At 41.2% G+C, this 25121-nt stretch carries 29 protein-coding genes; 26 read left to right on the top strand and 3 right to left on the bottom strand.

The window, feature by feature from the left end:
- Nucleotides 1–17 precede the first annotated feature (17 nt).
- Nucleotides 18–200: a hypothetical protein gene (locus tag ACIQXH_RS01840; RefSeq protein ID WP_402869450.1), complete on the bottom strand. Its 183-nt coding sequence runs from the start codon at nucleotides 198–200 to the stop codon at nucleotides 18–20.
- A gap of 135 nt (nucleotides 201–335) precedes the next feature.
- Here ACIQXH_RS01840 and splB point away from each other — a divergent pair, with 135 nt between their 5' ends.
- Together splB and ACIQXH_RS01830 are read left to right on the top strand one after the other, a co-directional pair.
- Nucleotides 336–1361, top strand: coding sequence for a spore photoproduct lyase (gene splB / locus ACIQXH_RS01835; RefSeq protein WP_402986212.1), 1026 nt, complete (start codon nucleotides 336–338; stop codon nucleotides 1359–1361).
- A 79-nt stretch (nucleotides 1362–1440) separates the two neighbouring features.
- Nucleotides 1441–2322 (top strand): patatin-like phospholipase family protein, encoded by an 882-nt coding sequence (locus ACIQXH_RS01830; RefSeq protein WP_403121900.1) that lies wholly within the window; start codon nucleotides 1441–1443, stop codon nucleotides 2320–2322.
- Between the two features lie 19 nt (nucleotides 2323–2341).
- Here the strand turns inward: ACIQXH_RS01830 and ACIQXH_RS01825 are convergent, their stop codons facing one another.
- Nucleotides 2342–2716 carry an SA1362 family protein gene (locus ACIQXH_RS01825; protein ID WP_402869444.1) on the bottom strand — a complete coding sequence of 125 codons (375 nt, stop codon included), beginning with the start codon at nucleotides 2714–2716 and terminating at the stop codon, nucleotides 2342–2344.
- 130 nt (nucleotides 2717–2846) lie between these two features.
- Nucleotides 2847–3800, bottom strand: a complete 954-nt coding sequence (locus ACIQXH_RS01820) for a DUF1385 domain-containing protein (protein ID WP_402869442.1) — start codon at nucleotides 3798–3800, stop codon at nucleotides 2847–2849.
- 347 nt (nucleotides 3801–4147) lie between these two features.
- Here ACIQXH_RS01820 and ACIQXH_RS01815 point away from each other — a divergent pair, with 347 nt between their 5' ends.
- From ACIQXH_RS01815 to recN, 24 genes are all read left to right on the top strand, one after another.
- Nucleotides 4148–4660, top strand: coding sequence for a YqhR family membrane protein (locus tag ACIQXH_RS01815; protein WP_403121898.1), 513 nt, complete (start codon nucleotides 4148–4150; stop codon nucleotides 4658–4660).
- A 93-nt stretch (nucleotides 4661–4753) separates the two neighbouring features.
- On the top strand, nucleotides 4754–5203 hold the full coding sequence (gene aroQ, locus ACIQXH_RS01810) for a type II 3-dehydroquinate dehydratase (protein ID WP_402869438.1): 450 nt from the start codon (nucleotides 4754–4756) through the stop codon (nucleotides 5201–5203).
- Nucleotides 5200–6261 (top strand): M24 family metallopeptidase, encoded by a 1062-nt coding sequence (locus ACIQXH_RS01805; protein ID WP_402869436.1) that lies wholly within the window; start codon nucleotides 5200–5202, stop codon nucleotides 6259–6261. Before aroQ ends, ACIQXH_RS01805 begins: the two co-directional genes overlap by 4 nt.
- A gap of 26 nt (nucleotides 6262–6287) precedes the next feature.
- Nucleotides 6288–6845 (top strand): elongation factor P, encoded by a 558-nt coding sequence (gene efp, locus ACIQXH_RS01800; protein ID WP_402869434.1) that lies wholly within the window; start codon nucleotides 6288–6290, stop codon nucleotides 6843–6845.
- Between the two features lie 168 nt (nucleotides 6846–7013).
- Nucleotides 7014–7946, top strand: a complete 933-nt coding sequence (spoIIIAA, locus tag ACIQXH_RS01795; protein ID WP_402869432.1) for a stage III sporulation protein AA — start codon at nucleotides 7014–7016, stop codon at nucleotides 7944–7946.
- Nucleotides 7939–8454: a stage III sporulation protein SpoIIIAB gene (spoIIIAB, locus tag ACIQXH_RS01790; RefSeq protein ID WP_402869429.1), complete on the top strand. Its 516-nt coding sequence runs from the start codon at nucleotides 7939–7941 to the stop codon at nucleotides 8452–8454. Before spoIIIAA ends, spoIIIAB begins: the two co-directional genes overlap by 8 nt.
- A gap of 22 nt (nucleotides 8455–8476) precedes the next feature.
- Nucleotides 8477–8680 (top strand): stage III sporulation protein AC, encoded by a 204-nt coding sequence (gene spoIIIAC / locus ACIQXH_RS01785; RefSeq protein WP_034308319.1) that lies wholly within the window; start codon nucleotides 8477–8479, stop codon nucleotides 8678–8680.
- A gap of 23 nt (nucleotides 8681–8703) precedes the next feature.
- Nucleotides 8704–9084: a stage III sporulation protein AD gene (gene spoIIIAD, locus ACIQXH_RS01780; protein WP_402869884.1), complete on the top strand. Its 381-nt coding sequence runs from the start codon at nucleotides 8704–8706 to the stop codon at nucleotides 9082–9084.
- A gap of 34 nt (nucleotides 9085–9118) precedes the next feature.
- On the top strand, nucleotides 9119–10366 hold the full coding sequence (gene spoIIIAE / locus ACIQXH_RS01775; RefSeq protein ID WP_402986200.1) for a stage III sporulation protein AE: 1248 nt from the start codon (nucleotides 9119–9121) through the stop codon (nucleotides 10364–10366).
- Between the two features lie 16 nt (nucleotides 10367–10382).
- Nucleotides 10383–10997: a stage III sporulation protein AF gene (gene spoIIIAF / locus ACIQXH_RS01770; protein ID WP_402869423.1), complete on the top strand. Its 615-nt coding sequence runs from the start codon at nucleotides 10383–10385 to the stop codon at nucleotides 10995–10997.
- Nucleotides 10998–11000: 3 nt separating this feature from the next.
- Nucleotides 11001–11672 carry a stage III sporulation protein AG gene (gene spoIIIAG / locus ACIQXH_RS01765; protein WP_402869421.1) on the top strand — a complete coding sequence of 224 codons (672 nt, stop codon included), beginning with the start codon at nucleotides 11001–11003 and terminating at the stop codon, nucleotides 11670–11672.
- A gap of 14 nt (nucleotides 11673–11686) precedes the next feature.
- The gene (locus ACIQXH_RS01760; protein ID WP_403121896.1) at nucleotides 11687–12271 is read left to right on the top strand and encodes a SpoIIIAH-like family protein; all 585 of its coding nucleotides are present in this window, start codon (nucleotides 11687–11689) and stop codon (nucleotides 12269–12271) included.
- 592 nt (nucleotides 12272–12863) lie between these two features.
- Nucleotides 12864–13358 (top strand): acetyl-CoA carboxylase biotin carboxyl carrier protein, encoded by a 495-nt coding sequence (gene accB, locus ACIQXH_RS01755; protein WP_402869417.1) that lies wholly within the window; start codon nucleotides 12864–12866, stop codon nucleotides 13356–13358.
- A gap of 14 nt (nucleotides 13359–13372) precedes the next feature.
- Nucleotides 13373–14725 (top strand): acetyl-CoA carboxylase biotin carboxylase subunit, encoded by a 1353-nt coding sequence (gene accC / locus ACIQXH_RS01750; protein ID WP_402869415.1) that lies wholly within the window; start codon nucleotides 13373–13375, stop codon nucleotides 14723–14725.
- Between the two features lie 29 nt (nucleotides 14726–14754).
- The gene (locus ACIQXH_RS01745) at nucleotides 14755–15168 is read left to right on the top strand and encodes an Asp23/Gls24 family envelope stress response protein (protein ID WP_402869413.1); all 414 of its coding nucleotides are present in this window, start codon (nucleotides 14755–14757) and stop codon (nucleotides 15166–15168) included.
- Nucleotides 15169–15633: 465 nt separating this feature from the next.
- The gene (nusB, locus tag ACIQXH_RS01740; RefSeq protein ID WP_402869411.1) at nucleotides 15634–16026 is read left to right on the top strand and encodes a transcription antitermination factor NusB; all 393 of its coding nucleotides are present in this window, start codon (nucleotides 15634–15636) and stop codon (nucleotides 16024–16026) included.
- Nucleotides 16027–16093: 67 nt separating this feature from the next.
- Entirely contained in the window at nucleotides 16094–16969 is an 876-nt protein-coding gene (folD, locus tag ACIQXH_RS01735; protein WP_402869409.1) for a bifunctional methylenetetrahydrofolate dehydrogenase/methenyltetrahydrofolate cyclohydrolase FolD, read from the top strand.
- Nucleotides 16970–17118: 149 nt separating this feature from the next.
- Nucleotides 17119–18471: an exodeoxyribonuclease VII large subunit gene (gene xseA / locus ACIQXH_RS01730; RefSeq protein ID WP_403121894.1), complete on the top strand. Its 1353-nt coding sequence runs from the start codon at nucleotides 17119–17121 to the stop codon at nucleotides 18469–18471.
- Complete coding sequence (locus ACIQXH_RS01725; RefSeq protein ID WP_402869405.1) at nucleotides 18468–18701, top strand: exodeoxyribonuclease VII small subunit; 234 nt, start codon at nucleotides 18468–18470, stop codon at nucleotides 18699–18701. Before xseA ends, ACIQXH_RS01725 begins: the two co-directional genes overlap by 4 nt.
- 1 nt (nucleotide 18702) lies before the next feature.
- Nucleotides 18703–19596 carry a polyprenyl synthetase family protein gene (locus tag ACIQXH_RS01720; RefSeq protein WP_402869403.1) on the top strand — a complete coding sequence of 298 codons (894 nt, stop codon included), beginning with the start codon at nucleotides 18703–18705 and terminating at the stop codon, nucleotides 19594–19596.
- A gap of 247 nt (nucleotides 19597–19843) precedes the next feature.
- Nucleotides 19844–21736, top strand: coding sequence for a 1-deoxy-D-xylulose-5-phosphate synthase (dxs, locus tag ACIQXH_RS01715; protein ID WP_402869401.1), 1893 nt, complete (start codon nucleotides 19844–19846; stop codon nucleotides 21734–21736).
- A 4-nt stretch (nucleotides 21737–21740) separates the two neighbouring features.
- Complete coding sequence (locus tag ACIQXH_RS01710) at nucleotides 21741–22568, top strand: TlyA family RNA methyltransferase (RefSeq protein ID WP_402869399.1); 828 nt, start codon at nucleotides 21741–21743, stop codon at nucleotides 22566–22568.
- A 335-nt stretch (nucleotides 22569–22903) separates the two neighbouring features.
- Nucleotides 22904–23353, top strand: coding sequence for a transcriptional regulator AhrC/ArgR (gene ahrC, locus ACIQXH_RS01705; protein WP_402869397.1), 450 nt, complete (start codon nucleotides 22904–22906; stop codon nucleotides 23351–23353).
- A 22-nt stretch (nucleotides 23354–23375) separates the two neighbouring features.
- The gene (gene recN, locus ACIQXH_RS01700; protein ID WP_402869395.1) at nucleotides 23376–25091 is read left to right on the top strand and encodes a DNA repair protein RecN; all 1716 of its coding nucleotides are present in this window, start codon (nucleotides 23376–23378) and stop codon (nucleotides 25089–25091) included.
- Nucleotides 25092–25121 lie beyond the last annotated feature (30 nt).

The raw sequence follows: 25121 nt of genomic DNA, 5'->3' as shown, positions 1-25121 counted from the left end.
TCTCTTTGTTGTATCTGTCAGTTGTTTTCCATTTGTTGGCCGATTTCTTTTTCGGCCAGCTCAAGATTTGCACTTCTTAAAATGGAGTACTTGTCGACAGAGTCTCCAGGGATACGCTGTGAAGTTGGATTTTCATTAACTGTGACAGTCATTTCTTTATTTTCGGTTACTTTTCGGAATGCATTTTGCTTCTTTGACATATTGCATCTCCTTTCCATTATTTACAGAATAAAAACCATCATGAGGATTTTAGAAGTGGCAAAAGCTATCCTTATATATAGGTTGTCTAGTTTAACTAAAACTATGACCGGATCGGTCAATGAATGGAGATGGATATGAAACCCTTTATCCCACAGCTTGTTTATATCGAACCACGGGCCCTTGAATACCCCTTAGGAAGAGAACTGAAAAAGAAGTTTGAGGACATGGGTATCGAAATCCGTGAAACGACCTCTCATAATCAAATTCGGGACTTACCCGGAGATAATGATCTTCAAAAGTATCGTGTAGCTAAATCCACACTGGTTGTAGGTATCAGAAAGACATTGAAATTCGATACCTCTAAACCTTCGGCCGAGTATGCCATTCCTTTGGCCACAGGCTGTATGGGGCACTGTCATTATTGCTATTTACAGACAACGCTTGGTACCAAACCATATATAAGGACCTATGTTAATCTGGATGAGATTTTTGAGGCTGCAGAAAACTACATGAACGAAAGAAAACCAGAAATTACCCGTTTCGAGGCCGCTTGTACATCTGACATCGTCGGCATTGACCATTTGACACATTCATTAAAACGGGCTATCGAATACTTTGGCAAAAGTGAATATGGTGTGCTTCGGTTTGTAACCAAATTTCATCATGTCGATCATCTCTTGGATGCAAAGCATAATGGTAAGACAAGATTCAGGTTCAGCATCAATTCAAGGTATGTGATCAAGAATTTTGAACCTGGTACCTCAAGCTTTGACGAGAGGATAGAGGCAGCACGAAAAGTGGCGGGTGCGGGCTACCCATTAGGATTCATCGTCGCGCCCATTTATAGGCATGAAGATTGGCAGGGAGGGTATTATGAACTCTTCCAACGATTGAGCGAGGGCTTAAAAGGAGTCGACATACCGGATTTAACGTTTGAATTAATACAACATCGCTTTACGGGGCCTGCTAAAAGAGTGATTCAAAAAAATTATCCCAAAACAAAGTTGGAACTGGATGAAACCAAACGGAAATATAAATGGGGCCGTTATGGAATCGGTAAATACGTTTATCAAAATGAAGAAGCAAAAGAGTTGGAAACGACAATAAGAGAGTATATAGAGGAATTTTTTCCGAAAGCTGTAGTTCAGTACTTTACTTAAAGAGAAAAGTTTCGCCAAAACAGTCATAATAAGCCCTGCTCCTGCTTAAAAATGAATAGACCGGGTGGGGAGGGCAGCTATGATCATTGACGGCGTATTTTCCGGAGGCGGGATAAAAGGCTATGGATTATTGGGTGGATTCCAAGAGTTGGAGGAACGTGGATTTACATTTCATAGAACTGCAGGAACAAGTGCGGGTTCTATTATAGCTGCCTTCATAGCAGCTGGGTATACAGGGGAAGAAATGGAGAAACTCTTTATTGATATAAACCTATCTGGTTTATTGGATAGGAGACACGGTCTTATACCGATTCCTTTTGCAAAATGGCTCTTAGTTTATTGGAAATTGGGATTATACAAGGGGGAGGCATTAGAAAAATGGGTAGCTCAAAAACTGGCTATCAGAAATGTGGTTACCTTCAAAGATCTTCCCCCTCACTCTCTTCGCATAATCGCTTCGGATATCACAAATGGGAAGTTGGTCGTCCTACCTGATGATTTGAAGAACTATGGGATTGACCCTCATACTTTTTCAGTGGCTAAAGCGGTAAGGATGAGTTGCAGCATTCCCTATTTTTTTGAACCAGTCAAGCTGAACGTAGGGAAAAGTACGGCCCTATTCGTTGATGGAGGAGTATTGAGCAACTTCCCCATGTGGTTATTCAATTCTGAACATGTACGAAAGGAACGACCCGTCATCGGTTTGCGATTGAGTGCGGATGAAATATGGAAGCCACATGAGGTAGGAAACGCAGTGGAGTTATTCTCGGCCCTGTTCAAAACGATGAAGGATGCTCACGATGCACGTTATATATCCAAAAAACATGTTAACAACATCGTGTTTATTCCGATGAAGGGGATTTCCGCGATGGATTTCAATATGAATGATGAGATGAAGGGGGAATTAATAGAACGTGGACGAATTTACACAAGGGAGTTTTTAAAACGATGGACCTATTAAAAAGAAAAAAATCGGGCTCCTAAAATGAGGCCCGATTTTTCTTTTTATTTTTTTTTCCTTCAATGACCGTCAAGTGACTCTCCGTTTTCTTACGTGCTAAACCTTTCTTGGACGTTTTCGCTGCCGAAAAGCTAGCCACATTATCCTTTTTCGAAGTTTTGCTCTTTAGCCGCTTTTTCGACTGACGTGCAGCCTTACGAAATGCCTGTTGCTCTTTTTTCACTGGCTTACTCTTTGTTAATCCGGTGTAGATCATATAAATAATCCCAGCGACCGCGGCAATAATCAGAATATTCTTTAGGAGTCCGATTGGGTCAGTAACCATTCTGCTTATCAGTCCGAAGACTCCGAGGGCGATGATTCCGTATATCAAAATAGATATGAAACGTTTCAACAAAGACACCTCCTTAAGAGCATCATAAGCATTTTTAGCTTATTTTAAACATTATCCATTCAAAATATTCCCAAAAAATAAAGAGGGAGTAATACTTATCATATTATTCCGAAAGTCAGTTATAAGTGTTTTACACAATAACATCCGAGTCTAAACCTTCCTCCGTACTTTTTTCCATCTTTAAGAGCTCATTGAAGGAAGCGAGTGCAACCTCGACCTGATCGTCTGAAGGGGATTTTGTGGTTAACAATTGAAGCCAAAGACCAGGATATCCAAGGTAACGAAGAACAGGAATATCTCTCACTTTATTCGTCAACTGCAATACCTCAAAAGCTATACCTAGGACGACAGGGATAAGTAAAACGCGATCCACGACACGGAGCCAAAGAGGATCGGTCGGGACGAGAAGGTACACAAACATGCCGACAATGACAGTAAATAGAATAAAGCTACTGCCGCAACGGTAATGAAGCCTTGAACTTGCCTGGACATTGGCCACATTCAATTCTTTGCCACTTTCAAAGCAATTAATCACTTTATGCTCTGCCCCATGATATTGGAACACGCGCTTGATTAATGGAGTCATGGATACTACGTAAATATATACGAGCAGTAGTATCAATTTAAATAAGCTTTCCACTAGGATCTGGGCCAGGTGACTAGAGAATATGGGTCTTGTCAATTCTGCAAGGAAAACGGGAACGAGGGTGAACAGCAATTTCCCGAATAGGAATGATAGAACACCGATAACAGCCACACTTAACCATACACTAAACCTTGAAGACTCCTTGACTTCTTTTTTCTTTTCTACTTTGGTTCCTTCAGCTTCCTCTTCATACTGTTCTGTGGAAAAATTAAGATGTTTAGAGCCATTTGCACTTGATTGTATAAGGGCAACGATTCCCCGTACAAATGGGATTTTTTTTAGCCGATTCATCATAGGCTTTGATTCGCGTGGTAAATGGTAATACACGATCGTTGAATCCTTGCGACGGACAGCGGTGACTGTGTGATGCTTGCCGCCAAACATGACGCCTTCCACGACAGCCTGCCCTCCATAAACGGGTTTTTGAACCTCAGACATTTCTACACCAACCTAAATAGTTTTTCACGTAGCTCTCTCATGGATGCTAACATGTATAGCCTAAAATATGTTCAGGTTTTTATAAATCGACCTTTCATCAATCAATTGATGATGAGCGGGGAACTTATTCCTAAACACGAACATAAATGAACCATCTCAGGAAGAAACATTCTTATACATATAAACTTCAACATTGAATGGATATTATCCTTTGAGAAAAGTACATTATTTATGAGTTAATCATACAGAATAATAACAAAAACCTCTAGTAAATCTACCCTCGAAGGCCCAAAAAAGAAAATATTCCTATTTAAGAAAGGACATACTATATATCGGAGGTGTTTAAGGTGTCTACAAATGAAACAGGTAATCATCAGCAAGAGAATAAAAGTTTGTTGCTTGCCAATGTATTTGCCATTGGTATTTTTGGGGGAATCTTTGCTAGTTTAGCCGGAGTGGCGGCACATTATTTTAAGTTTATGGAGTTTAGCCCGAAATTCATCTTAACTTCCTGGTCGGATATGTCCTGGATTGACCGTTGGCAGGGAACGATGATGACTTTGCTAGTGTTCGGAATCCTCTCCATTGGTGTTGCTTTCATATATTATGGGCTTTTTAAAAAAATTAAAAGCATTTTTGCTGGTCTGATTTATGGTGTGATTTGTTGGGCATTACTGGTTTTTGTTTTCAAGCCAATGTTTTCAGATTTGCCCGCTGTTTCGAAGATGACATCCAATTCCATCATAACCAGTGTTTGCATTTTTATATTATACGGTCTTTTTGTAGGATATTCTATATCCTATGACCATCAGGAATATCTGCGTCAAAAAGAAATCGCTGAAAATCAATCGGGAAGCTGATCGGGCCGTTTGTAAAAAAGTAGTAAGACAATTTGTAATTATGATAGAATATTCATGGAAAGCATTATTTAACCATGAGCAGGTGTTGGAAAGATGATAAAAATTTTATTAATTAATGGTCCGAACCTTAATCGATTAGGTAAACGGGAACCGGTTCATTATGGCTCCTCTACCCTAGAAGATGTGGAAGCCCAATTGAATGAGCAAGCAGAAGGGTTAGATGTGGACTTGAGCTGTTTTCAATCTAATCATGAAGGTGCGATCATCGATAAACTACATTGGTCAGAAGATCATGGATTCGATGGGGTCATCATTAATCCAGGAGCATTCACGCATTACAGCTATGCGATTCGTGATGCGATTGCCGGTATTGATGTTCCGGTTATTGAGGTGCATATTTCGAATATACATGCCCGTGAGAGTTTCCGTCACGAATCGGTTACTGCCCCGGTATCAGCTGGACAGATTGTCGGATTGGGAATACATGGGTATGAATTGGCATTACAGGCCATTACGAAAATTGCAAGGGGGATAATTAAATGAATAAACTGGAACGGTTGCGCGAATCAATGGAAAAAGTGAACGTTGATGGGTTATTAATTACAAGTACATATAACCGCCGGTTTATGACTAACTTCACGGGAAGTACCGGTGTCGTGCTGGTTTCACAGAAAGAGGCTAAGTTCATCACGGACTTCCGATATGTAGAACAGGCCGGGACCCAGGCTAGGGGTTTTGAAATCGTTCAACATAAAGGAACACTCCTTGAAGAAGTCGGGAAACAAGTTGAAGAGATGAAAATTACCAAATTGGGCTTTGAACAAGACCATATGACATTTGCCACATATAAGGCTTATGAAAAGGCTATCAAAGCTCAACTTTTGCCGTTGTCGGGAGTAATTGAGAATTTACGCTTGATAAAGACTTCTTCAGAGATTAAGATATTAAAGGAAGCGGCTGCTATCGCTGATGCTGCCTTTACACATATTCTTGATTTTATTCGTCCAGGCGTCACTGAGCTGGATGTGTCCAATGAACTTGAATTCTTCATGAGGAAACAAGGCGCAACTTCATCTTCTTTCGATATCATTGTCGCATCAGGTGTTCGATCTGCTCTTCCACATGGTGTTGCAACGGATAAGACTATCGAAAAAGGTGACTTCATCACATTGGATTATGGTGCGTACTATAATGGATATGTATCGGATATCACCCGCACATTAGCAGTCGGTAAGCCAAGTGAAGAACTTATTAATATTTATGACATTGTTTTAGAAGCTCAATTACGCGGCATGGCTGGGATTAAACCTGGGATGACGGGTAGGGAAGCGGATGCACTAACTCGCAATTTAATTGAAGAAAAAGGGTTTGGACAATACTTTGGACACTCGACGGGACATGGAATTGGTCTTGAAGTCCATGAAGGTCCCGCATTATCCGTAAGGTCTGATATCATTTTAGAACCAGGCATGGCAGTTACCGTTGAACCGGGGATTTACCTACCGGGAATTGGCGGAGTACGCATTGAAGATGATACAATCGTTACATTAAGTGGTAACGAAGCACTTACTCATTCATCAAAAGAGTTAATCATTCTGTAAACATGTACATGTAGGAGGACAAATTTATGATTTCAGTAAACGATTTTCGCACAGGTGTAACCATTGAAGTAGATAATGGAATTTGGCAGGTTATTGAATTCCAACACGTTAAACCAGGTAAGGGAGCGGCATTTGTACGTTCTAAATTACGTAATCTTCGTACAGGTTCCATCCAAGAAAAAACTTTCCGCGCCGGTGAAAAAGTGGCGAAAGCACATATCGAGAACCGCAAAATGCAGTATCTTTATGCAAGTGGAGACAGCCATGTATTCATGGATAACGAAACATACGACCAAATCGAACTTCCAGCATCAAGTATCGAACGCGAATTGAAATTCTTAAAGGAAAACATGGAAGTACATATCTTGACTTTCCAAGCGGAAACACTGGGCGTCGAGCTTCCTAATACAGTTGAACTTGAAGTTGCTGAAACAGAGCCAGGCATTAAAGGCGATACATCTTCAGGTGGAACAAAAACTGCTGTACTTGAAACGGGCCTTTCCGTTCAAGTGCCATTCTTCATCAACCAAGGCGACAAATTATTGATTAACACAAACGAAGGTTCATACGTATCACGTGCCTAAGTTAACCTAAGTCATAAGAAGTCCGGGATTAATCATCCCGGGCTTTTTTTTATGTTTTTTTAGTCACAAAGATGATTTCAGGCGATGCTTCTTTGATTAGCTTGTCATCATTATATGATTCCCGGCATACATTTTATTGAAAGTGGTGTATACAGGAGGATTGCCTAAATGGAAATGGTACTTTCTTTTCTACCGAAAAAACTATGCGCACATCTCCAAGGGATGACCCCGATGATGATAGAAAAAATAGAAGAGCTGAGGATTCGAGTCGGCAGGCCGTTAGAAGTGATAGTAGGGGGAAATCCTTTCTTTTTCCCTTATGAAGTGACCCCGAGTGATGCAGAGCAATTACTGAATTCTATAGGCCAATTTTCGCTATATACGCTAGAAGAAGAATTAAAGCGCGGTTATATCACCATAGCCGGGGGACATCGTGTAGGACTAGCGGGCAAGGTCATACTGGAAAATGGGATGGTCAAGGCGATAAGGGATATCTCGTCCTTTAATATTCGGGTAGCACGTGAAAAGATAGGGGCAGCTGAACCACTCACGGCTTATTTATATAATGGGGAATGGCAGCATACCCTTTTAATCGGTGCCCCCCAGTCAGGGAAAACGACCATTTTGCGTGATATTGCCAGAATGATCTCGAGTGGAATCGATCGGAAGGGCATCCCTCCTCAAAAAGTGGGGATTGTGGATGAACGATCGGAAATAGCTGGTTGTGTTCATGGAGTTCCTCAACTTGAATTCGGCCCAAGGGTGGATGTCCTTGATGGCTGCCCCAAAGCGGAAGGGATGATGATGATGATTCGTTCTATGTCCCCGGATGTATTGGTTGTGGATGAAATTGGACGGGCAGAGGATACACAAGCGGTACTCGAAGCCGTAAACGCAGGAATTAAACTGATCATCACTACGCATGGCCATACACTGGAGGAAGTGAAAAAACGTCCTTTTGTATCGGAAATCTTAAGACAGAATATTTTTGAACGCTTTATTGAATTACAAAGAAGTAAGACAGGAGACCGGAGTTATAGGGTGTTCGATGCGGCGGGTGGCCAATTATTCTTAGGTGGAGCCGTGAGTCCTCATGTTTAAGATGATTGGAGCGGCCATCATTATTTTAGCCACAACATGGGCGGGCTTTGAAGCCGCCAAGAAATTGAGTATGCGCCCCCGCCAGTTACGTCAACTAAAAGTCGCCATGCAATCGCTTGAAGCTGAAATCATGTATGGGCAGACCCCTTTGAAAGAAGCAGCCCAGAAGCTCTCCAAGCAAATGCCAAAACCACTTTCCCACTTTTTCCATACGTTTGCCAATCGACTTGAATCAGGCGAAACCACTGTAAAAGAGGCTTGGGACGCTAGCTTGAAAAAGATATGGCAGTCCCTTGCTTTAAAGCAAGGGGAGTTTGAAATCCTATCTCAGTTCGGTGAAACCCTTGGGAGAAGTGATAAATATCATCAGCAAAAACAAATCATGCTAACGATGGCACACTTGGAACGGGAAGAGAACGATGCACTGGAACGACAGAGAAAGTATGAAAAGATGATGAAGAGCCTAGGCTTTTTATCAGGATTATTATTAATCATTTTGCTGATGTAGGGCATATGCGGGAGGGATAAACATGGGCATTGATGTGGACATCATATTCAAGATAGCGGGTGTGGGGCTTGTCGTGGCGTTTCTTCATACGATTCTCGATCAGGTAGGGAAAAAGGAATATGCTCAGTGGGTGACACTTTTTGGCTTTATCTATATTTTGTTTATGGTAGCTTCCGTGGTAGAGGATCTATTTCAAAAAATTAAGTCCGTATTCCTATTCCAGTAAAGGGGGTAATCGCGATTGAAATCATAAAAATCGTCGGAATTGCCCTAGTAGCCACCTTTTTAGCCTTGATAGTCAAGGAGCAGAAGCCAAATTTTGCTTTTTTGTTAGTCGTTTTTGTAGGTTGTACAATCTTTCTCTTTCTGGCGGATAAAATATACGAAATCATTTTGATGCTTGAAAAGATAGCTGTGAATGCGAATGTCAATACAGTTTATTTAGAGACAATCTTGAAAATTATCGGAATTGCTTATATCGCTGAATTTGCTTCTCAAATCACAAAAGATGCAGGTCAAGGGTCATTAGCTTCCAAAATAGAACTGAGCGGGAAGATTTTGATCTTGGCCATGGCCATTCCCATTTTGACGGTCATTATTGAAACGGTAATACAGATGCTCCCTAGTTAATGGACTATTCCAACTAGTCAATTGAGGTGAATGTATGAAGCAGCAGATGCCTTTCTTATTCTTCCTATTCGTTTTATTCTTTTTCCTGCATACATCTGTTGGACATGCTGCCGAAAATGGTGAAATCAAGAATGAGCCCATTAAGCAATCTGAGGAAGAACAGACATGGAGGGATAACCAGGAACCAATCATGCAATCAGAACTGGTACAAGCCCAAATTGAAAGATTAGGCGTTGACGAGCTCAAGCAATATTGGGATGACATCGTAACGGAATATGGCGGTTTCTTACCCGAAAGCCAAAAGGGTAGTTTTATGGATTTTGTGAGCGGTGAGAAGAAATTTTCATTCGAACAATGGTTTAAAGGCATAATGAAATTCGTCTTTCATGAACTCCTTGTAAACGGTAAATTACTGGGATCGCTCATTCTTTTGACCGTGTTCAGCATGTTTCTGCAAGCACTACAGAATGCTTTTGAACAGAGCTCAGTGAGTAAGGTGGCCTATGCGATCGTTTATATGGTATTGATCATATTGGCACTGAATAGTTTCCATGTGGCCATTGAATATACAAAAGATACGATTGATCTAATGATTTCCTTTCTAATGGCGCTCCTACCTTTGTTGTTAGCTTTAATAGCGGCTTCAGGTGGTCTTGTATCCGCTGCATTCTTTCATCCAATCTTAATGTTCCTGATGAATACCAGTGGGATCTTGATCCAATATGTCGTCCTGCCTCTCTTATTCTTCGCTGCCATTTTAAGTATTGTCAGCACATTGTCTGAACATTACAAAGTGACCCAACTCGCGCAATTGCTTCGTAATTTTGCTATCGGGATCCTGGGTGCCTTCATGACGATATTTCTCGGTGTGATTTCCGTCCAGGGTGCCTCATCCGCCGTTGCCGATGGAGTGACGATCAGGACGGCAAAATTCATTACCGGTAATTTCATTCCGGTGATAGGGCGTATGTTCACTGATGCGACTGATACAGTCATTAGTGCATCAGTCCTTCTTAAAAATACGGTGGGCTTGGCAGGTGTCGTCATCCTTCTGCTCATCATTGCTTTCCCCGCCATAAAGATCTTAATGATCGCTTTTGTCTATAAGTTGGCTGCCAGTCTTTTGCAACCACTTGGAGGAGGACCCGTCATCAATTGTCTCGACATTATCAGTAAGAGTATGATTTATATTTTTGCAGCGCTGGCCATCGTATCTCTCATGTTCTTTTTATGCATCACCGTAATTATCGCAGCCGGGAATATAACGCTGATGGTCCGCTAGGAAGGATGAAGTGTGAGTGAGCTTTTTAGCTGGTTGGATAACAAATATTATCGTATTTGTATTGCTGGCAACCGTGATTGATATGCTGCTTCCCAGTTCAGCACTGCAAAAATATGCAAAAATGGTCATCGGACTATTATTGATCGCGATAATCCTTACTCCAATTTTGGGACTATTTCATACGGATTTTGATAAAATTCTTTCCACTGTGACAAGTGAATTTGAAAACCCAAATAAAAAAGATTTAGGAAATTTAACAGAAATGAAGAAAAAAGAAATACAAGCTACCCAAGGTGCATATATTTTAGAACAAATGGCTGTTGACCTACAGACAGAAGTGGAAGAGGAGTTGGTGGAGGAGTACCAAGTGAAGATCAGTTCGATTGAAGTCGGAGTCACGAATGAAGAAAGTCCGAGCTTAGAAGAACTACAGCATATCAATATTTCATTGGAGGAGGCGGAAAAAAGAGACTCATCCTCCGCGATAGAGACGGTGGCTAAGGTGGACATCAGCACCCGGGAAAAGACCACACCTACTATGTTGAACCTCGAAGCCGTCAAGAAGTTTCTGGCAGCAAGTTGGTCTGTCGATGAAGAAATCATTGAAATCGCCGGGGAGAGGAGTGACTGAGATATGAATAAAGATAAGGGTCCATTATCCTGGCTAAACAAACTATTGAACAAAGATCCGGACCAAAAAGATCCGCAAGATAAAAAACCTTCGATGTATATCTATGCCTTAATTGTTGTCCTTTTGGGTGTGGGAATCATGATGGCCGGGAATCTATTGACCACCACGAACCAAGCCGGGAAGATAACGGGCGATAAAGCGGTATTCAGTAATAATAAGCAGGAAGAAGAGGATGTGGAAACATTCGGTCAGAAAAACCAGACCGACTTCAAGTCGACAAAAGATTACGAAGTATACCTGGCGAACGAAATGAAGGAAGCCCTGGAATCCATTGTAGGTGTGGAGGATGTAAAAGTCGTAATCTATGTGGATGCATCCGAGAAAAAAGTCTATGAAAGAAATAAAACCACTCAAAAACAAGTGACTCAAGAAACCGACCAGGAAGGCGGAAAAAGAACCGTCGAAGACACCTCGGTAGATGAACAGCTTGTCCTGATTAAAAACGGGGAAAAAGAGGGACCAATCATTTCCGAAACCCAAAAGCCAAGCGTACGAGGGGTCCTCGTTGTCGCTAAAGGGGCAGATAATATACAAATTAAGAAATGGATTGTCGAAGCTGTAACACGCTCGCTTGATGTGTCAAGTCACCGGGTTTCTGTCATGCCTAAAAAATAAGGGGGAAAACGAACATGTTATTGAAAAAACAAACGGTTTGGTTATTGACGATGTTAAGTCTAGTAGTGGTGCTCTCGGTCTACTATTTAACGGCTCCTGAAGAAAATGCAGCAGATTTGCCGGCAACGGAAGAACAAAAAAATCAGACAGAAAGTCAAACGGAAAGCAAAGGAGACATTAAAGAAGAAAGCAAAAAGGAAACGGAGACTTCCACAGGGGATAATGGTTCTTCTGTAACTATTGCTTCCGGTGACGAATTTGAGGCATTAAGAATGCAAATTGAGGACGAACGTGCGAAATTGAATGAAGAGTTAACGGTTAAAATGGGGGATACCGATCTATCCGCTGAAGAAAGAGATGAAGCTTATGCTAAAATCGAACAATTAAGTGAAACGAAAGTGAAGGAAAATATCATTGAAAACTTAATTGTAGCGATGGATTATAATGCTGCGCTTGTCCGGGTTGATGGAACGGATGTAAAAGTGAGTGTAAAAGCTGATAAACAAACGAAGACGGAAGCTAATAACATCATACGCCTTGTACGTAAAGAAGTGGAGAATGCACAAAATGTAGTCGTGAATTTCCAACCGGAAAAATAATTTTAAAGTGAGTGGAAACTGATACACAACAGTTTTTCGAAAAAGGAAATATGCATGCTGGTTCTTTTCTTTAGTAGAAAAGGCCTTTTTTTTCGGAAAAAAATGGATGGTCGCGATTTGGTGGTTCCAAAAAAAGGAGACAAAAAAATAAAAATACCTCCCCTCGGCATTATCCAATGTAATCCCTTTAAAGTAATAAAAAAGGCGGTTTTACATGGTTTTTACCGTTTTAATAGGGGGAAATTCCGAATTATATTTTAAAAATAGATTTAAAAAATTCACAATCTTAAGATAAAAGTGTAATATAGAACTGTAAATAGCAAGTCCCAACTAATCTATCATTGAATATATACAAGCTAATATTGTATGATATTAGAAGCAGGTATTAAAAAATTCAAAACTTCCTGCTAGACATATTTTTTGAGGGATTTACTTCTGTTATATTACAGAAGGGATATGTGAAATGTCTTTCGGTGTTTTAAAAGAAACGGCTCCGGTGCTAGAGACGGCAGAGGCCAAAGACGATGGGCAAATTACATATACATATTGAATTGTCTCAAATTTCCATTAAATCAGACAAGGGGTGCCTAAAATGAAGGTCCAAGAAATTCGTGAAATTATTAAGTTAGTCGATCAATCTAACATCGGTGAATTTGTTTATGAAAATGAAGGAACCAAAATTTTGCTGAAGAAAACGGAAGCGGGTACAGTAGCTTATCCAGCACCTGCTCAAGAAGTCGTACAAGCTAAAGCGGCTGTTGAAGTCACACCTACACCAGCAGCCCAGCCAGTAGCTAAAGCGCCAGAAGCAGCAACACCAGCAACTCCTATAAATGAGCAAGAAAACTTACATAAAATCACATCCCCAATGGTGGGAACGTTCTATCAATCTCCTTCTCCTGATGCTGATGCATACGTGAAAGTAGGCTCCAAAGTAACGGCGGACAAAATTGTCTGCATCGTGGAAGCTATGAAACTTTTCAATGAAATTGAAGCGGAAGTAAACGGGGAAATTGTAGAAGTACTTGTAAAAGAAGGCCAACTTGTAGAATATGGTCAACCATTATTTTTAGTAAAGCCTGAATGAGGAGCTGTTTCTAAATGATTAAGAAGGTATTGATTGCAAATCGCGGTGAAATTGCAGTCCGGATTATTAGGGCTTGCAAGGAGCTTGGTATTGAAACTGTAGCGGTTTATTCAGAAGCCGACAAAGAGGCACTACATGTACAAATTGCTGACGAAGCTTACTGTATTGGTCCTAAACTATCAAAAGATAGTTATTTAAATACAACGAACATTATCAGCACAGCCAAGAAAACAGGTGCGGATGCCATCCATCCTGGATATGGTTTCCTTGCAGAAAATGCTAACTTTGCGGAGCTATGTCGTGAATGTAATATTATATTCATAGGACCAAGTCCTGAGGCCATCAATAAAATGGGAACTAAGGACGTGGCAAGGGAGACCATGCGTAAAGCTGGTGTTCCTATCGTACCAGGTTCAAAAGGAATCATTAAGGACACGGATGAAGGTGTGGCACTTGCCAAGGAAATGGGCTACCCAGTCATCATTAAAGCTACAGCTGGTGGCGGCGGTAAAGGGATCCGTGTTGCGAGAACGGAAGAAGAGCTCGTCAAAGGCATTAATATCACGCAACAAGAGGCAGCAACGGCCTTCGGCAACCCGGGCGTATATATTGAAAAGTATATCGAGGACTTCCGTCATGTTGAAATTCAGGTGATGGCTGATAACCACGGGAATGCCATTCATTTAGGAGAGCGTGACTGCTCGGTTCAACGACGTTTACAAAAGCTTGTTGAAGAAACACCATCTCCGGCCCTTGATGGGGAGACACGTGCGGAAATGGGACAAGCTGCCGTTACAGCTGCTCTTGCCGTTAATTATTCCGGTGCAGGTACGGTGGAATTCATTTATGATTATGTGAATAGGAAGTACTATTTCATGGAAATGAATACACGTATCCAAGTGGAACATCCTGTTACGGAAATGGTCACAGGTGTAGACTTGATTAAAGAACAAATCAAAGTCGCTTCTGGCGATAAGCTTTCTCTTTCACAGGAAGAAGTGACCTTTAACGGTTGGTCAATCGAATGCAGGATCAATGCGGAAAATCCTGAAAAGAATTTCATGCCTTCCGCAGGGAAAATCCAGATGTATTTACCACCAGGTGGATATGGCGTCCGTGTGGATTCTGCAGCATACCCAGGATATACAATACCGCCATATTACGATTCCATGATTGCTAAATTAATTGTCCATGCACCGACAAGAGAAGAAGCAATCGAGAAAATGAAACGAGCTTTAGGCGAGTTTGTCATTGAGGGAATTAAGACTACAATTCCTTTCCATATTAAGTTACTTCAGCATGAACAATTTGTTTCTGGAGAATTTAATACCAAATTCCTTGAAATTTATGATGTAATGAACTCATAATGTAAAGGAAGACAGGAGGTGCTTTTAGAATGAGTGAATTGGAAGGCAAGTTACTCGAAATGGATGAATACAATAGTGGACTTGGTAAAGTTGAGATTGCACCTGAGGTTATAGAAGTTATCGCGGGTATTGCTGCATCGGAAGTGGAAGGTGTAGCACATATGCGGGGGAATTTTGCGACAGGCGTAGTAGAAAAGCTTGGCAAGAAGAACCACGGCAAAGGTGTTAAAGTAGACTTAACAGGTGAAACGATCAAAGTCGATCTATATTGTGTGATGAAATTTGGTGTGTCTATTCCGAAAATTGCACAGGAAGTTCAAGACAATATTCGTGAAGCGTTACTAAATATGACTGCTATCGACGCGGGAGAAGTAAACATTCATGTTGTTGGAATAGCTTTCGAAAATGCAAAAAATGAAACGGATTACGAGCAAGAAGTGTAATCGGCATCATTCTAACTAAAACCTGCAAAAACCCGACTATATGTCGGGTTTTTGTTTTGAGTCTTTATTCAATGAATCCATCCCGCTCTCATAATATTCTGTTATACGAACATAATAAGGCGGTGTATGGAAGTTTCCCTTTAATTTACGTGGGTTTTCTGTTAGAGTGTAAAAGATGAAATATGATCATGAAAGCTAAGCAGGGACTTTTGACAGTTTCGAAAAAATATAACATGATCCGTTGTACAAAAGTTAAATGGCGAAACATCCATTTAACGTGAATCCTCATGAGAAATTGCATAGAGGTTCATGTCATGGAGAGTATTTTGACGTTTTTGTTAGCGGAAAATAGATGAATCTATAGAAATTACGATAAAGAACTTAATATTTTCGATAAATTGTTGATTATTGTTCGTCTGTACTAGCATTTTCATATATAATAGTAGATGTCAAAGGAGTAAGATTATGAAAAGAAGAGTAGCCCGTGAAAAATCCCTTCAAGCACTATACCAAATAGATATCGCCAAGTCAGAACCGGAAGAAGCTATGGAAAGTGTGCTGAACGGTGCACCCACTGACGAGTATTTCGAAACATTAGTTACAGGGATAGCGGAAAAGCGTGAACAGATTGATGGAATGATCAGAGATAATTTGGAAAACTGGACATTGGAAAGACTCGCAAATATCGATCGGAATCTACTGCGTATCGCAGTTTATGAAATGATCCATTGTGATGATGTCCCGGTAAGTGTTGCGATGAATGAAGCTATTGAAATTGCTAAGAAATTCGGTGATGACCAATCAAGCAGCTTTGTGAATGCCGTTTTATCCAAAGTCAAAGAAAAAGTCGGCAACTAAAGCTATTTTAGGTACTGATGGGTCTCCGCAATTTCTTTAGCGAAAGTTAACTTGGGAGGAACTACACATGTCAGCTCAAATCATTAATGGTAAAGAAATTGCAGAGTCGGTAAGGCAGGATATTAGCAAGGAAGTCCAACAATTACGTGAAAAAAATGTTGTGCCCGGATTGGCCGTTATATTAGTCGGTGACAATCAGGCTTCACAAACCTATGTGCGAAATAAGCAAAAAGCTTGTGAAGATTTAGGCATGCATTCCGTGTTAATCCAAAAACCTGCGGATTTAACACAGCAGGAATTAATACAGAACATCGATGAATTAAACCAGGATGACAGCATTCATGGGATTTTGGTGCAGCTGCCGTTACCTGGACATATTCAGGAAAAAGCGATTATTGAAGCGATTTCACCTGAGAAGGATGTTGACGGGTTCCATCCAATCAACATTGGCAGGATGATGACGGGACAGGATGCTTTCTTGCCGTGCACGCCGTATGGAATTATGGTCATGCTTGAACATATCGATTATAACCTTGAAGGCAAGCACGTCGTTATTGTCGGAAGAAGCAATATCGTAGGGAAACCATCAGGACAGTTGTTTTTGAATGCGGATGCAACGGTTACATATTGCCACTCTAAGACGAGTGACCTTGCTTACTTTACTAAACAAGCTGATGTGGTCGTGGTTGCCGTCGGTAAAAGAGATACAATCACCAGTGCCCACATTAAAGAGGGTGCCGTCGTGATTGATGTTGGCATGAACAGAAATGATGAAGGTAAGCTTTGTGGAGACGTTTCGTTTGAAGAAGTGAAGGAAAAAGCTTCTTACATTACCCCTGTACCTAGAGGCGTAGGTCCGATGACGATTACGATGCTCATGAAGAATACTGTTAAATCTGCTCAGAAAACACTTAACTTGGATAAACAAACAATGAAAAGTTAAAAAAAATGCCAAATTATTTTAAAGAAGCGGACCTCTTGTTTTATAATAACAAGAGACCGCTTTTTTCTATGTAAAGATTAACTGGGACTATAAGTCTGCAGTAAAGGCTGGTTCCCTTTATATCCGATTCTGTCGGAAGGAGACATTATATGAGCGACCAACAATATTTAAGTGTGTCGGCTTTAACAAAATATATAAAACGAAAGTTCGATGTGGATCCGCATTTGCAAAATGCATACATAAAAGGGGAAATATCCAATTTCAAACAGCATACAAGCGGGCATATGTACTTTACTTTAAAAGACGAGAAAGCCCGTTTGCTGGCTGTCATGTTTGCGGCTAACAACAAAGGGATGAAATTCACACCTGAAAATGGGATGAAGGTACTTGTAAGGGGAGATATATCCCTATACGAAGCCAGTGGACAGTATCAGCTTTATGTGAAAAGCATGGCTCCTGACGGTGTGGGGGATCTATACATTGCATATGAACAGTTAAAGAAAAAACTGGAAGAAGCAGGATTATTCCTGGCTAAACATAAGAAAGCGATTCCGCAATACCCCAAATCGGTGGGGGTCATTACATCACCGACTGGGGCAGCTTTAAGGGATATTATAACGACCATCAAGCGGCGTTATCCCATTACTAAAATCATTGTTTATCCAGCTCTTGTACAAGGAAATAATGCTGCTAAATCGATTGCACAGGCGATTTCACTGGCCAATGCAAGAGCAGAATCCGATGTGCTGATAGTTGGGAGGGGCGGTGGTTCCATCGAGGAACTTTGGGCCTTCAATGAAGAGATAGTAGCTGAGTCGATATATGATTCGGATATTCCCATTATCTCAGCAGTGGGGCATGAAACGGATTTCACGATTGCTGACTTTGTTGCTGACATGCGTGCGCCGACTCCTACGGGGGCAGCGGAGCTTGCAGTGCCTCACCTGAATGAAATATTGGAAAGGTTGATGAATCGCAAGAATCGTTTGACACGTTCCATCCAGGAGCAAGTGAATGCCAATCGTACACATTTGAGTAGGCTTGAAAGGTCTTACGCATTCCGTTACCCTCATAAAATGTACGAACAAAAACTTGAACAGTTGGATAGGGCAACAGAGAGGTTAGGGAAAACCAGTACGCGATATTTCCTGAAGAAAAGGGATGAATTGAATCAGATTACTGAAGTTCTGAATAAACAGCATCCTGAGCAATTGGTCAGGACTTCAAAGGAAAACCTGCAGCAGTACGAAAAAGCGCTGCGTAAGACTATGGAAGCCATCTATCGTCAAAAATCACAGCGATTCGTTTCAATGACTGCGACTCTATCGGCCCTAAGCCCACTGAAGATCATGGAGCGGGGCTATGGGTTAGTCTTTACTGAAGATGAGACGTTAATTAAAAGCACACAGCAAGTATCCACTGGAGATAAGATAGCTGTTTCGATAAAAGACGGAACACTTGAATGTGAGATAACCGAAATAAAGGAGCGGATTGAGCCATGACTAACAAAAAGGATATTACATTTGAAGAAGCGATGGAGAACCTCGAGAAAATTGTAGAACAGTTGGAAGAAGGAGATGTACCATTGGAAAAAGCCATTTCCATTTATAAACAAGGAATGGATTTATCCAGACTATGCCATACCAAGTTGAAAACTGTCGAGGATCAATTAACGCAAATTTTACGCGAAGATGGAGAACTGGAAAACTTTGCGGTTCAGGAGGAAGAATAATATGAGTACGGCAACGTTCGAAACTTTTTCGAAAGAGTATAAAGCGTTAATAGAGAAAGAAGTCGTTGAATATGTGAAGAAATTGAACGCTCCAGAAAGTGTCAAAGAAGCTATGGCCTATTCCTTGGAGGCAGGCGGAAAACGCATCCGTCCTTTATTGGTCTTCTCGGTATTGTCGGCATTCGGAAAAGATTTGAGGTTGGGGATTCCGGCTGCAGCGGCAATTGAAATGATTCATACGTATTCTTTGATTCATGATGACCTGCCAGCGATGGATGATGATGATCTCCGACGCGGAAAACCGACGAATCATAAAGTTTTCGGTGAAGCGGTGGCCGTACTCGCGGGTGATGCCTTACTTACATATAGCTTCCAATTGGTGGCTGAAATGTCTGATCCCGAAGTGAGTGCGGAGATGAAGTTGGATTTAGTAACTGAAATTGCAAAATCCGCCGGTGCAGAAGGAATGGTTGGAGGACAAGTAGCAGATATGGAAGGCGAAGAAAAGCAGCTGACCCTTAGTGAAATGGAGTATATTCATGAACATAAAACGGGGAAACTATTGGCGGCAAGTATCCTTTCAGGTGCCATCTTAGCTGGAGCCGATGCCAATCAACGTCAGCATCTCCGCGATTTTGCTTATCACTTGGGACTTGCTTTTCAAATCCGGGATGATATCCTGGATATTGAAGGTTCGGTCGAGCTTATTGGTAAGCCTGTCGGCAGTGACGCGGCGAACCACAAAAGCACCTATCCTTCCCTGCTGACGCTACAGGGAGCCAAGGACAAATTGAATCATCATATCCAATTGGCGCATGCTTCCTTAGCGGAAACGAAATTACAAACGGGCCTATTGAATGAATTAACGGATCTAATAGCGAATCGAGATCATTGAGCATTACCAAATTTGTTATCAAACAAAGTTTTATGGTATACTCATTGTGAAAATTTATGCAACATAAAATGAATTCATAAATGACGATACGTGATAAAATTGGTATATAAAGCCGCCGAAATCACCTGGGTGTTGGCGGCTATTTTTTAACTTAAAAAGAATTTTTCGGTCAAGCCTTCTATAATAGTCGCTTTTGAGGCTCTGATTATGCTTACAACCGGAAATGACAGAAAGTGAGTGGTCCTGTTTGGATCTTCTATCTATAAAAGACCCTTCATTTTTGAAGAAAATGAATAATGAAGAGCTTGTCGAATTAAGTGTGGATATTCGTAAATTCCTCGTGGAGAAATTATCGGTAACTGGTGGGCATATCGGTCCCAATTTAGGCGTGGTCGAGTTGACAATCGCGCTTCATAAAGAATTTGATAGTCCGAATGATAAAATTTTATGGGATGTAGGTCATCAATCTTATGTTCATAAAATCTTAACAGGAAGAGCCGGAGAGTTTAATACGTTAAAGAAATACAAAGGGCTTTGTGGTTTTCCAAAAATGATTGAAAGCCCTCATGATGTTTGGGAAACGGGACATAGCTCGACCTCTCTTTCCGCTGCCATGGGAATGGCTGCAGCCCGTGATATCAAAGGAGAAAAGAGTTTTATCCTACCAGTGATAGGGGATGGCGCCCTTACAGGTGGAATGGCTCTTGAAGCCTTGAATCATATCGGTGATGAGAAAAAGGACATGATCGTTATATTGAATGATAATGAAATGTCCATTGCCCCTAATGTAGGCGCCTTGCACTCGGTACTGGGAAGATTAAGGACAGCAGGAAAATACAACTGGGCAAAAGACGAGTTGGAAATGTTCTTGAAAAAGATTCCCGCAGTCGGTGGCAAACTAGCAGCAACGGCCGAACGCTTGAAAGACAGTATGAAATACCTGTTGGTGTCCGGCATGTTTTTCGAGGAGTTAGGTTTTACCTATCTTGGACCAGTAGATGGCCATAATTATGAAGAACTGTTAGATAACTTGAGATTTGCCAAGAAAACTAAGGGTCCTGTCCTATTGCACGTAATTACCAAAAAAGGAAAAGGGTACTCACCTGCTGAGCTTGATACGACAGGCAATTGGCATGGAACAGGCCCATACAAAATTGAAACGGGTGACTTCGTTAAATCACCTAGTAAAGGGCCGGCTTGGAGTGCGTTAGTAAGTGAAACGGTACGCAAGCTTGCACGAAATGACGAACGTATCGTCGCGATAACACCTGCGATGCCCGTTGGATCGAAGTTAGTCGGTTTTGCGAATGAATTTCCTGAGCGTTTTTATGATGTTGGAATTGCTGAGCAGCATGCCGCTACTTTCGCAGCCGGGTTGGCAACCCAGAAAATGAAACCGTTTTTGGCGATTTACTCAACCTTCTTGCAAAGAGCGTATGATCAGGTGGTACATGATATCTGCCGTCAAAACTTGAATGTCTTTATTGGCATTGACCGTGCCGGTCTTGTCGGTTCTGATGGGGAAACGCATCAAGGTGTGTTCGATATCGCGTTCCTACGCCATGTTCCTAATATGGTATTGATGATGCCTAAAGATGAAAATGAAGGTCAGCATATGGTCAATACAGCCATTAATTATGATGATGGTCCCATAGCCATGCGTTTTCCGCGCGGAAATGGACAGGGAGTCGTCATGGATACAGAATTACAACAAATCCCGATTGGTTCATGGGAAGTATTGAAAGAAGGATCGGACGTTGCCATTTTAACATTTGGGACAACTATTCCGATGGCTCTTGAAGCAGCAGCCCAACTTGAAAAAGAGGACTACTCTGTAAAGGTTATCAATGCTCGTTTCATAAAGCCTCTTGATGAAAAGATGCTTAGCAGCTTACTTGGCGAGAAAATGCCAATATTGACAATTGAAGAAGCCATTCTTCAAGGTGGATTCGGTAGTTCAGTACTTGAATATGCACATGACCAAGGGTTCTACGGGGCAATCATTGACCGAATGGGCATACCAGATTACTTCGTTGAACACGGTAGTGTGGACGAGTTACTGGAAGAAATCGGCCTAACAACGGATACGGTTAAGAAAAAGATTAAAATGATAACGCCAAAAAAAGAAAAAAGGGCCTGACAATATGAAAGTAGCGAAAGAAAGATTAGATGTTTTATTAGTAGAACAAGGATTGGCCGAAACGCGTGAAAAAGCAAAGCGTATGGTGATGGCTGGGCTTGTCTATGCAAATGAAGAAAGATATGAAAAACCAGGGGAAAAAGTGCCGGTTGATCTTGAATTGACGATAAAAGGGAAAGTGATGCCTTATGTATCAAGAGGTGGTCTGAAACTTGAGAAGGCATTGAAAGAATTTGATTTACACGTCGATGGAAAGATCCTTCTGGATATCGGCTCATCCACTGGGGGCTTTACCGATTGTGCTTTACAGAATGGCGCCATCATGTCTTATGCTCTTGATGTTGGCTATAATCAACTTGCATGGAAGCTAAGACAAGATGAGCGGGTTAAGGTCATGGAACGGACTAATTTCCGCTATGTCACACCTGCTGATTTAGATGGACAGATGCCTAACTTTGCAAGCATTGATGTATCTTTCATCTCGCTCACTTTGATTTTACCTGTGTTAAAAACCTTGCTTGTTCCAAAAAGCGACGTCGTGGCACTTGTAAAACCTCAATTTGAAGCGGGGAAGGGTCAAGTTGGCAAAAAAGGGATTGTCCGTGAGCCTAAAATTCATAAAGAAGTGTTGAACAAGATTATTTCCTTTGCACAAATGGAAGGATACGATATTAAAGATGCTTCCTTCTCTCCTATTACTGGTGGGGACGGCAACATAGAATTTCTGCTCCATTTATTTTGGGAGGGCCCAAAAGAAGTGGGAGATATGCTACTATCCAAAACGGTGGATGATATCGTTGGGGAAGCCCATGCCCAATTTAAAAAAGAATAGATAAGTCTTCGTATGGCTCCTTTGGCTGAATGGTTAGCTAAAGGAGCTTTTTTTCTTGAAATGGTTCATGTTCATGCACCAAGGTTTAGAAAAAGTATGCAAAGAAAGTTTTAGTACAAAATAAGGGATAAGAAATGTATATTAGAGAAAAAAGTTGTACAATTGTATAAAAATCCGCTAACATTAATATTAGCCTCTTTCTTCGACGGTTTTCTTGTGTGTTAGGGACGTTTGTGAGGATTAGGAAAAGTAAAGCAATTACATATGGTCAGCTTGCTAAAGTTAGGGCAACGATGATAATTAAAATGAGCAACAGTTGAGAGGTGCTTCTACTTATGAATAAAGGACAGCGTCATATAAAAATAAGGGAAATAATTACGAATAATGATATTGAGACACAGGACGATTTAGTGGAAGAACTTAAAAATGCGGGGTATAACGTTACACAAGCAACTGTTTCAAGAGACATTAAGGAACTTCACCTTGTAAAGATACCGTTATCTGACGGCAGGTATAAATACAGCTTACCGGCTGACCAACGTTTTAATCCATTACAGAAATTAAAAAGAATGCTGGTTGATGCTTTTGTTCGCATTGACGCTGCAAATAATTTGCTAGTCATGAAGATGTTACCAGGAAATGCCCAAGCAATTTGTGCACTGATAGATAATTTGAATTGGCAAGAAATACTCGGAACCATCGGCGGTGATGATACATGTTTAATTATTTGCCGTTCTGAAGAAGACGCAAAGATCATTTCCGGCAAATTCTTGGACATGCTCTAATATTTTGAAGAGGTGATCTAGATTGTTAACAGAACTTTCGATTAGGAATTTTGCGATCATTGATAGCCTGTCCGTTTCTTTTGAAACAGGATTGACGGTATTAACGGGGGAAACTGGGGCAGGAAAATCCATTATCATTGATGCCGTGCATCTATTGGTTGGAGGGCGTGGTTCGGCAGAATTCATACGCCATGGTGAATCGAAGGCTGAGATAGAAGGCCTATTTCAAATAGAAGATGATACCCATCCGGTATTTGTTAAGGCGAAAGAATTTGGCATCGATATGAACGATGGAATGGCTATCCTGCGAAGGGACATTTCACTGAGTGGTAAAAGTGTATGCAGGGTCAATGGAAAATTGGTTACGATCGCGATATTGCGAGAGATAGGGCGGACATTAATCGATATTCATGGTCAGCATGAACATCAAGAATTAATGGATGAACGACTTCATCTTCCATTGCTGGACCAGTTTGGCGGGGAAAAAATCGCGGCCGCACTTGCTGAATACCAAAAGCTATATAAGAATTATGAAATGACATCCAAGCAGTTAAATAATTTGAGCCAGAACGAACAGCAAATGGTCCATCGATTAGATTTGATCCAGTTTCAGTCCGATGAAATCCAAAACGCGGAGTTAAAGCTCCATGAAGATGAAGAGTTGATGGAAGAACGAAAAAGGATCAACAATTTCGAGAAGATTCATGAGGCCCTCCAGACAAGTTATAATGCCTTAAATGGAGAGCAACATGCCGTGGATTGGCTTTCAGTAGCCATGAGTAATATGGAGGAAGCGGCCAACTTGGATGAAGCACTGAAAAAAAGCTCCGAAACCGTCTCAAATAGTTATTTCCTGCTTGAGGAAGCGGTTTCTACTATTAGAGATCAATTGGATTCCTTGGATTACGATACGGAACGGGTGGAGTTCATCGAAAGCCGCCTAAATGAAATTAACCAATTGAAGCGAAAATATGGGCGCAGCATCGAAGAGATTTTAGAGTATGGTGCAGGTATTGAAGAAGAAATCGAAAAGCTTCAAAATCGGGAAAGTCATATCTTAAAACTGGAAAAGGAACTTAAATCAATAAAGGCGGATTTGATTATTGAAGCGAAAAATCTATCTGAGCTCAGACAAACATTCGCCCAGCAATTAACGAAGAGCATTCATCAGGAATTAAAGGATCTATATATGGAAAAGACCATATTCGAACCACATTTTCATCAAACGGCCTATACTTTTGATGAGCTATCAGAACGTGGGATTAATCAATCTGGTCTCGATAACATGGAATTTTATATATCCACCAATCCTGGTGAACCTTTAAAACCATTGTCAAAGATTGCATCTGGAGGAGAGTTGTCCCGGATTATGTTGGCGATGAAAAGTATTTTCTCCAAGCACCAAGGGATTACCTCCATCATTTTTGATGAGGTAGACACAGGTGTAAGTGGCCGGGTGGCTCAATCCATTGCCGAAAAAATCTACAAAGTGGCCACGGGTTCCCAAGTGCTTTGCATTTCCCATTTACCTCAGGTTGCCGCGATGGCGGATACTCATCTATTCATCGCCAAGAATGTGAGGGCCGGTCGTACCAACACTTCGGTGAAGCCTCTGGTAGAAACCGAAAAAATCCGAGAAATTGGCCGGATGATATCCGGTGTCGAGATAACGGATTTAACCAAACAGCATGCCAATGAATTGATTCAGCTTGCTAAAAAGATGAAAATCACTTCATGATGTTTCTAAGTAAGAAGGTATCATAATTTA

It is taken from the genome of Peribacillus sp. NPDC097225, assembly GCF_044761955.1.
In the GTDB taxonomy this organism is placed as follows: Bacteria; Bacillota; Bacilli; order Bacillales; family DSM-1321; genus Peribacillus.
The sequence above is the reverse complement of the archived record's forward strand: the minus strand, read 5'-3'. Positions and strand labels throughout refer to the sequence as shown.

Coding starts and splice junctions, on each gene's coding strand:
- spoIIIAA (WP_402869432.1), top strand. CDS start 7,014: ATGGAAATGGTACTTTCTTTTCTACCGAAAAAACTATGCGCACATCTC.
- ACIQXH_RS01710 (WP_402869399.1), top strand. CDS start 21,741: ATGAAAGTAGCGAAAGAAAGATTAGATGTTTTATTAGTAGAACAAGGA.
- accB (WP_402869417.1), top strand. CDS start 12,864: ATGAAGGTCCAAGAAATTCGTGAAATTATTAAGTTAGTCGATCAATCT.
- xseA (WP_403121894.1), top strand. CDS start 17,119: ATGAGCGACCAACAATATTTAAGTGTGTCGGCTTTAACAAAATATATA.
- nusB (WP_402869411.1), top strand. CDS start 15,634: ATGAAAAGAAGAGTAGCCCGTGAAAAATCCCTTCAAGCACTATACCAA.
- accC (WP_402869415.1), top strand. CDS start 13,373: ATGATTAAGAAGGTATTGATTGCAAATCGCGGTGAAATTGCAGTCCGG.
- ACIQXH_RS01760 (WP_403121896.1), top strand. CDS start 11,687: ATGTTATTGAAAAAACAAACGGTTTGGTTATTGACGATGTTAAGTCTA.
- aroQ (WP_402869438.1), top strand. CDS start 4,754: ATGATAAAAATTTTATTAATTAATGGTCCGAACCTTAATCGATTAGGT.
- ACIQXH_RS01820 (WP_402869442.1), bottom strand. CDS start 3,800: ATGTCTGAGGTTCAAAAACCCGTTTATGGAGGGCAGGCTGTCGTGGAA.
- splB (WP_402986212.1), top strand. CDS start 336: ATGAAACCCTTTATCCCACAGCTTGTTTATATCGAACCACGGGCCCTT.
- ACIQXH_RS01830 (WP_403121900.1), top strand. CDS start 1,441: ATGATCATTGACGGCGTATTTTCCGGAGGCGGGATAAAAGGCTATGGA.
- spoIIIAB (WP_402869429.1), top strand. CDS start 7,939: ATGTTTAAGATGATTGGAGCGGCCATCATTATTTTAGCCACAACATGG.
- ACIQXH_RS01840 (WP_402869450.1), bottom strand. CDS start 200: ATGTCAAAGAAGCAAAATGCATTCCGAAAAGTAACCGAAAATAAAGAA.
- efp (WP_402869434.1), top strand. CDS start 6,288: ATGATTTCAGTAAACGATTTTCGCACAGGTGTAACCATTGAAGTAGAT.
- ACIQXH_RS01805 (WP_402869436.1), top strand. CDS start 5,200: ATGAATAAACTGGAACGGTTGCGCGAATCAATGGAAAAAGTGAACGTT.
- spoIIIAG (WP_402869421.1), top strand. CDS start 11,001: ATGAATAAAGATAAGGGTCCATTATCCTGGCTAAACAAACTATTGAAC.
- ACIQXH_RS01725 (WP_402869405.1), top strand. CDS start 18,468: ATGACTAACAAAAAGGATATTACATTTGAAGAAGCGATGGAGAACCTC.
- ACIQXH_RS01720 (WP_402869403.1), top strand. CDS start 18,703: ATGAGTACGGCAACGTTCGAAACTTTTTCGAAAGAGTATAAAGCGTTA.
- spoIIIAC (WP_034308319.1), top strand. CDS start 8,477: ATGGGCATTGATGTGGACATCATATTCAAGATAGCGGGTGTGGGGCTT.
- spoIIIAE (WP_402986200.1), top strand. CDS start 9,119: ATGAAGCAGCAGATGCCTTTCTTATTCTTCCTATTCGTTTTATTCTTT.
- ahrC (WP_402869397.1), top strand. CDS start 22,904: ATGAATAAAGGACAGCGTCATATAAAAATAAGGGAAATAATTACGAAT.
- ACIQXH_RS01745 (WP_402869413.1), top strand. CDS start 14,755: ATGAGTGAATTGGAAGGCAAGTTACTCGAAATGGATGAATACAATAGT.
- folD (WP_402869409.1), top strand. CDS start 16,094: ATGTCAGCTCAAATCATTAATGGTAAAGAAATTGCAGAGTCGGTAAGG.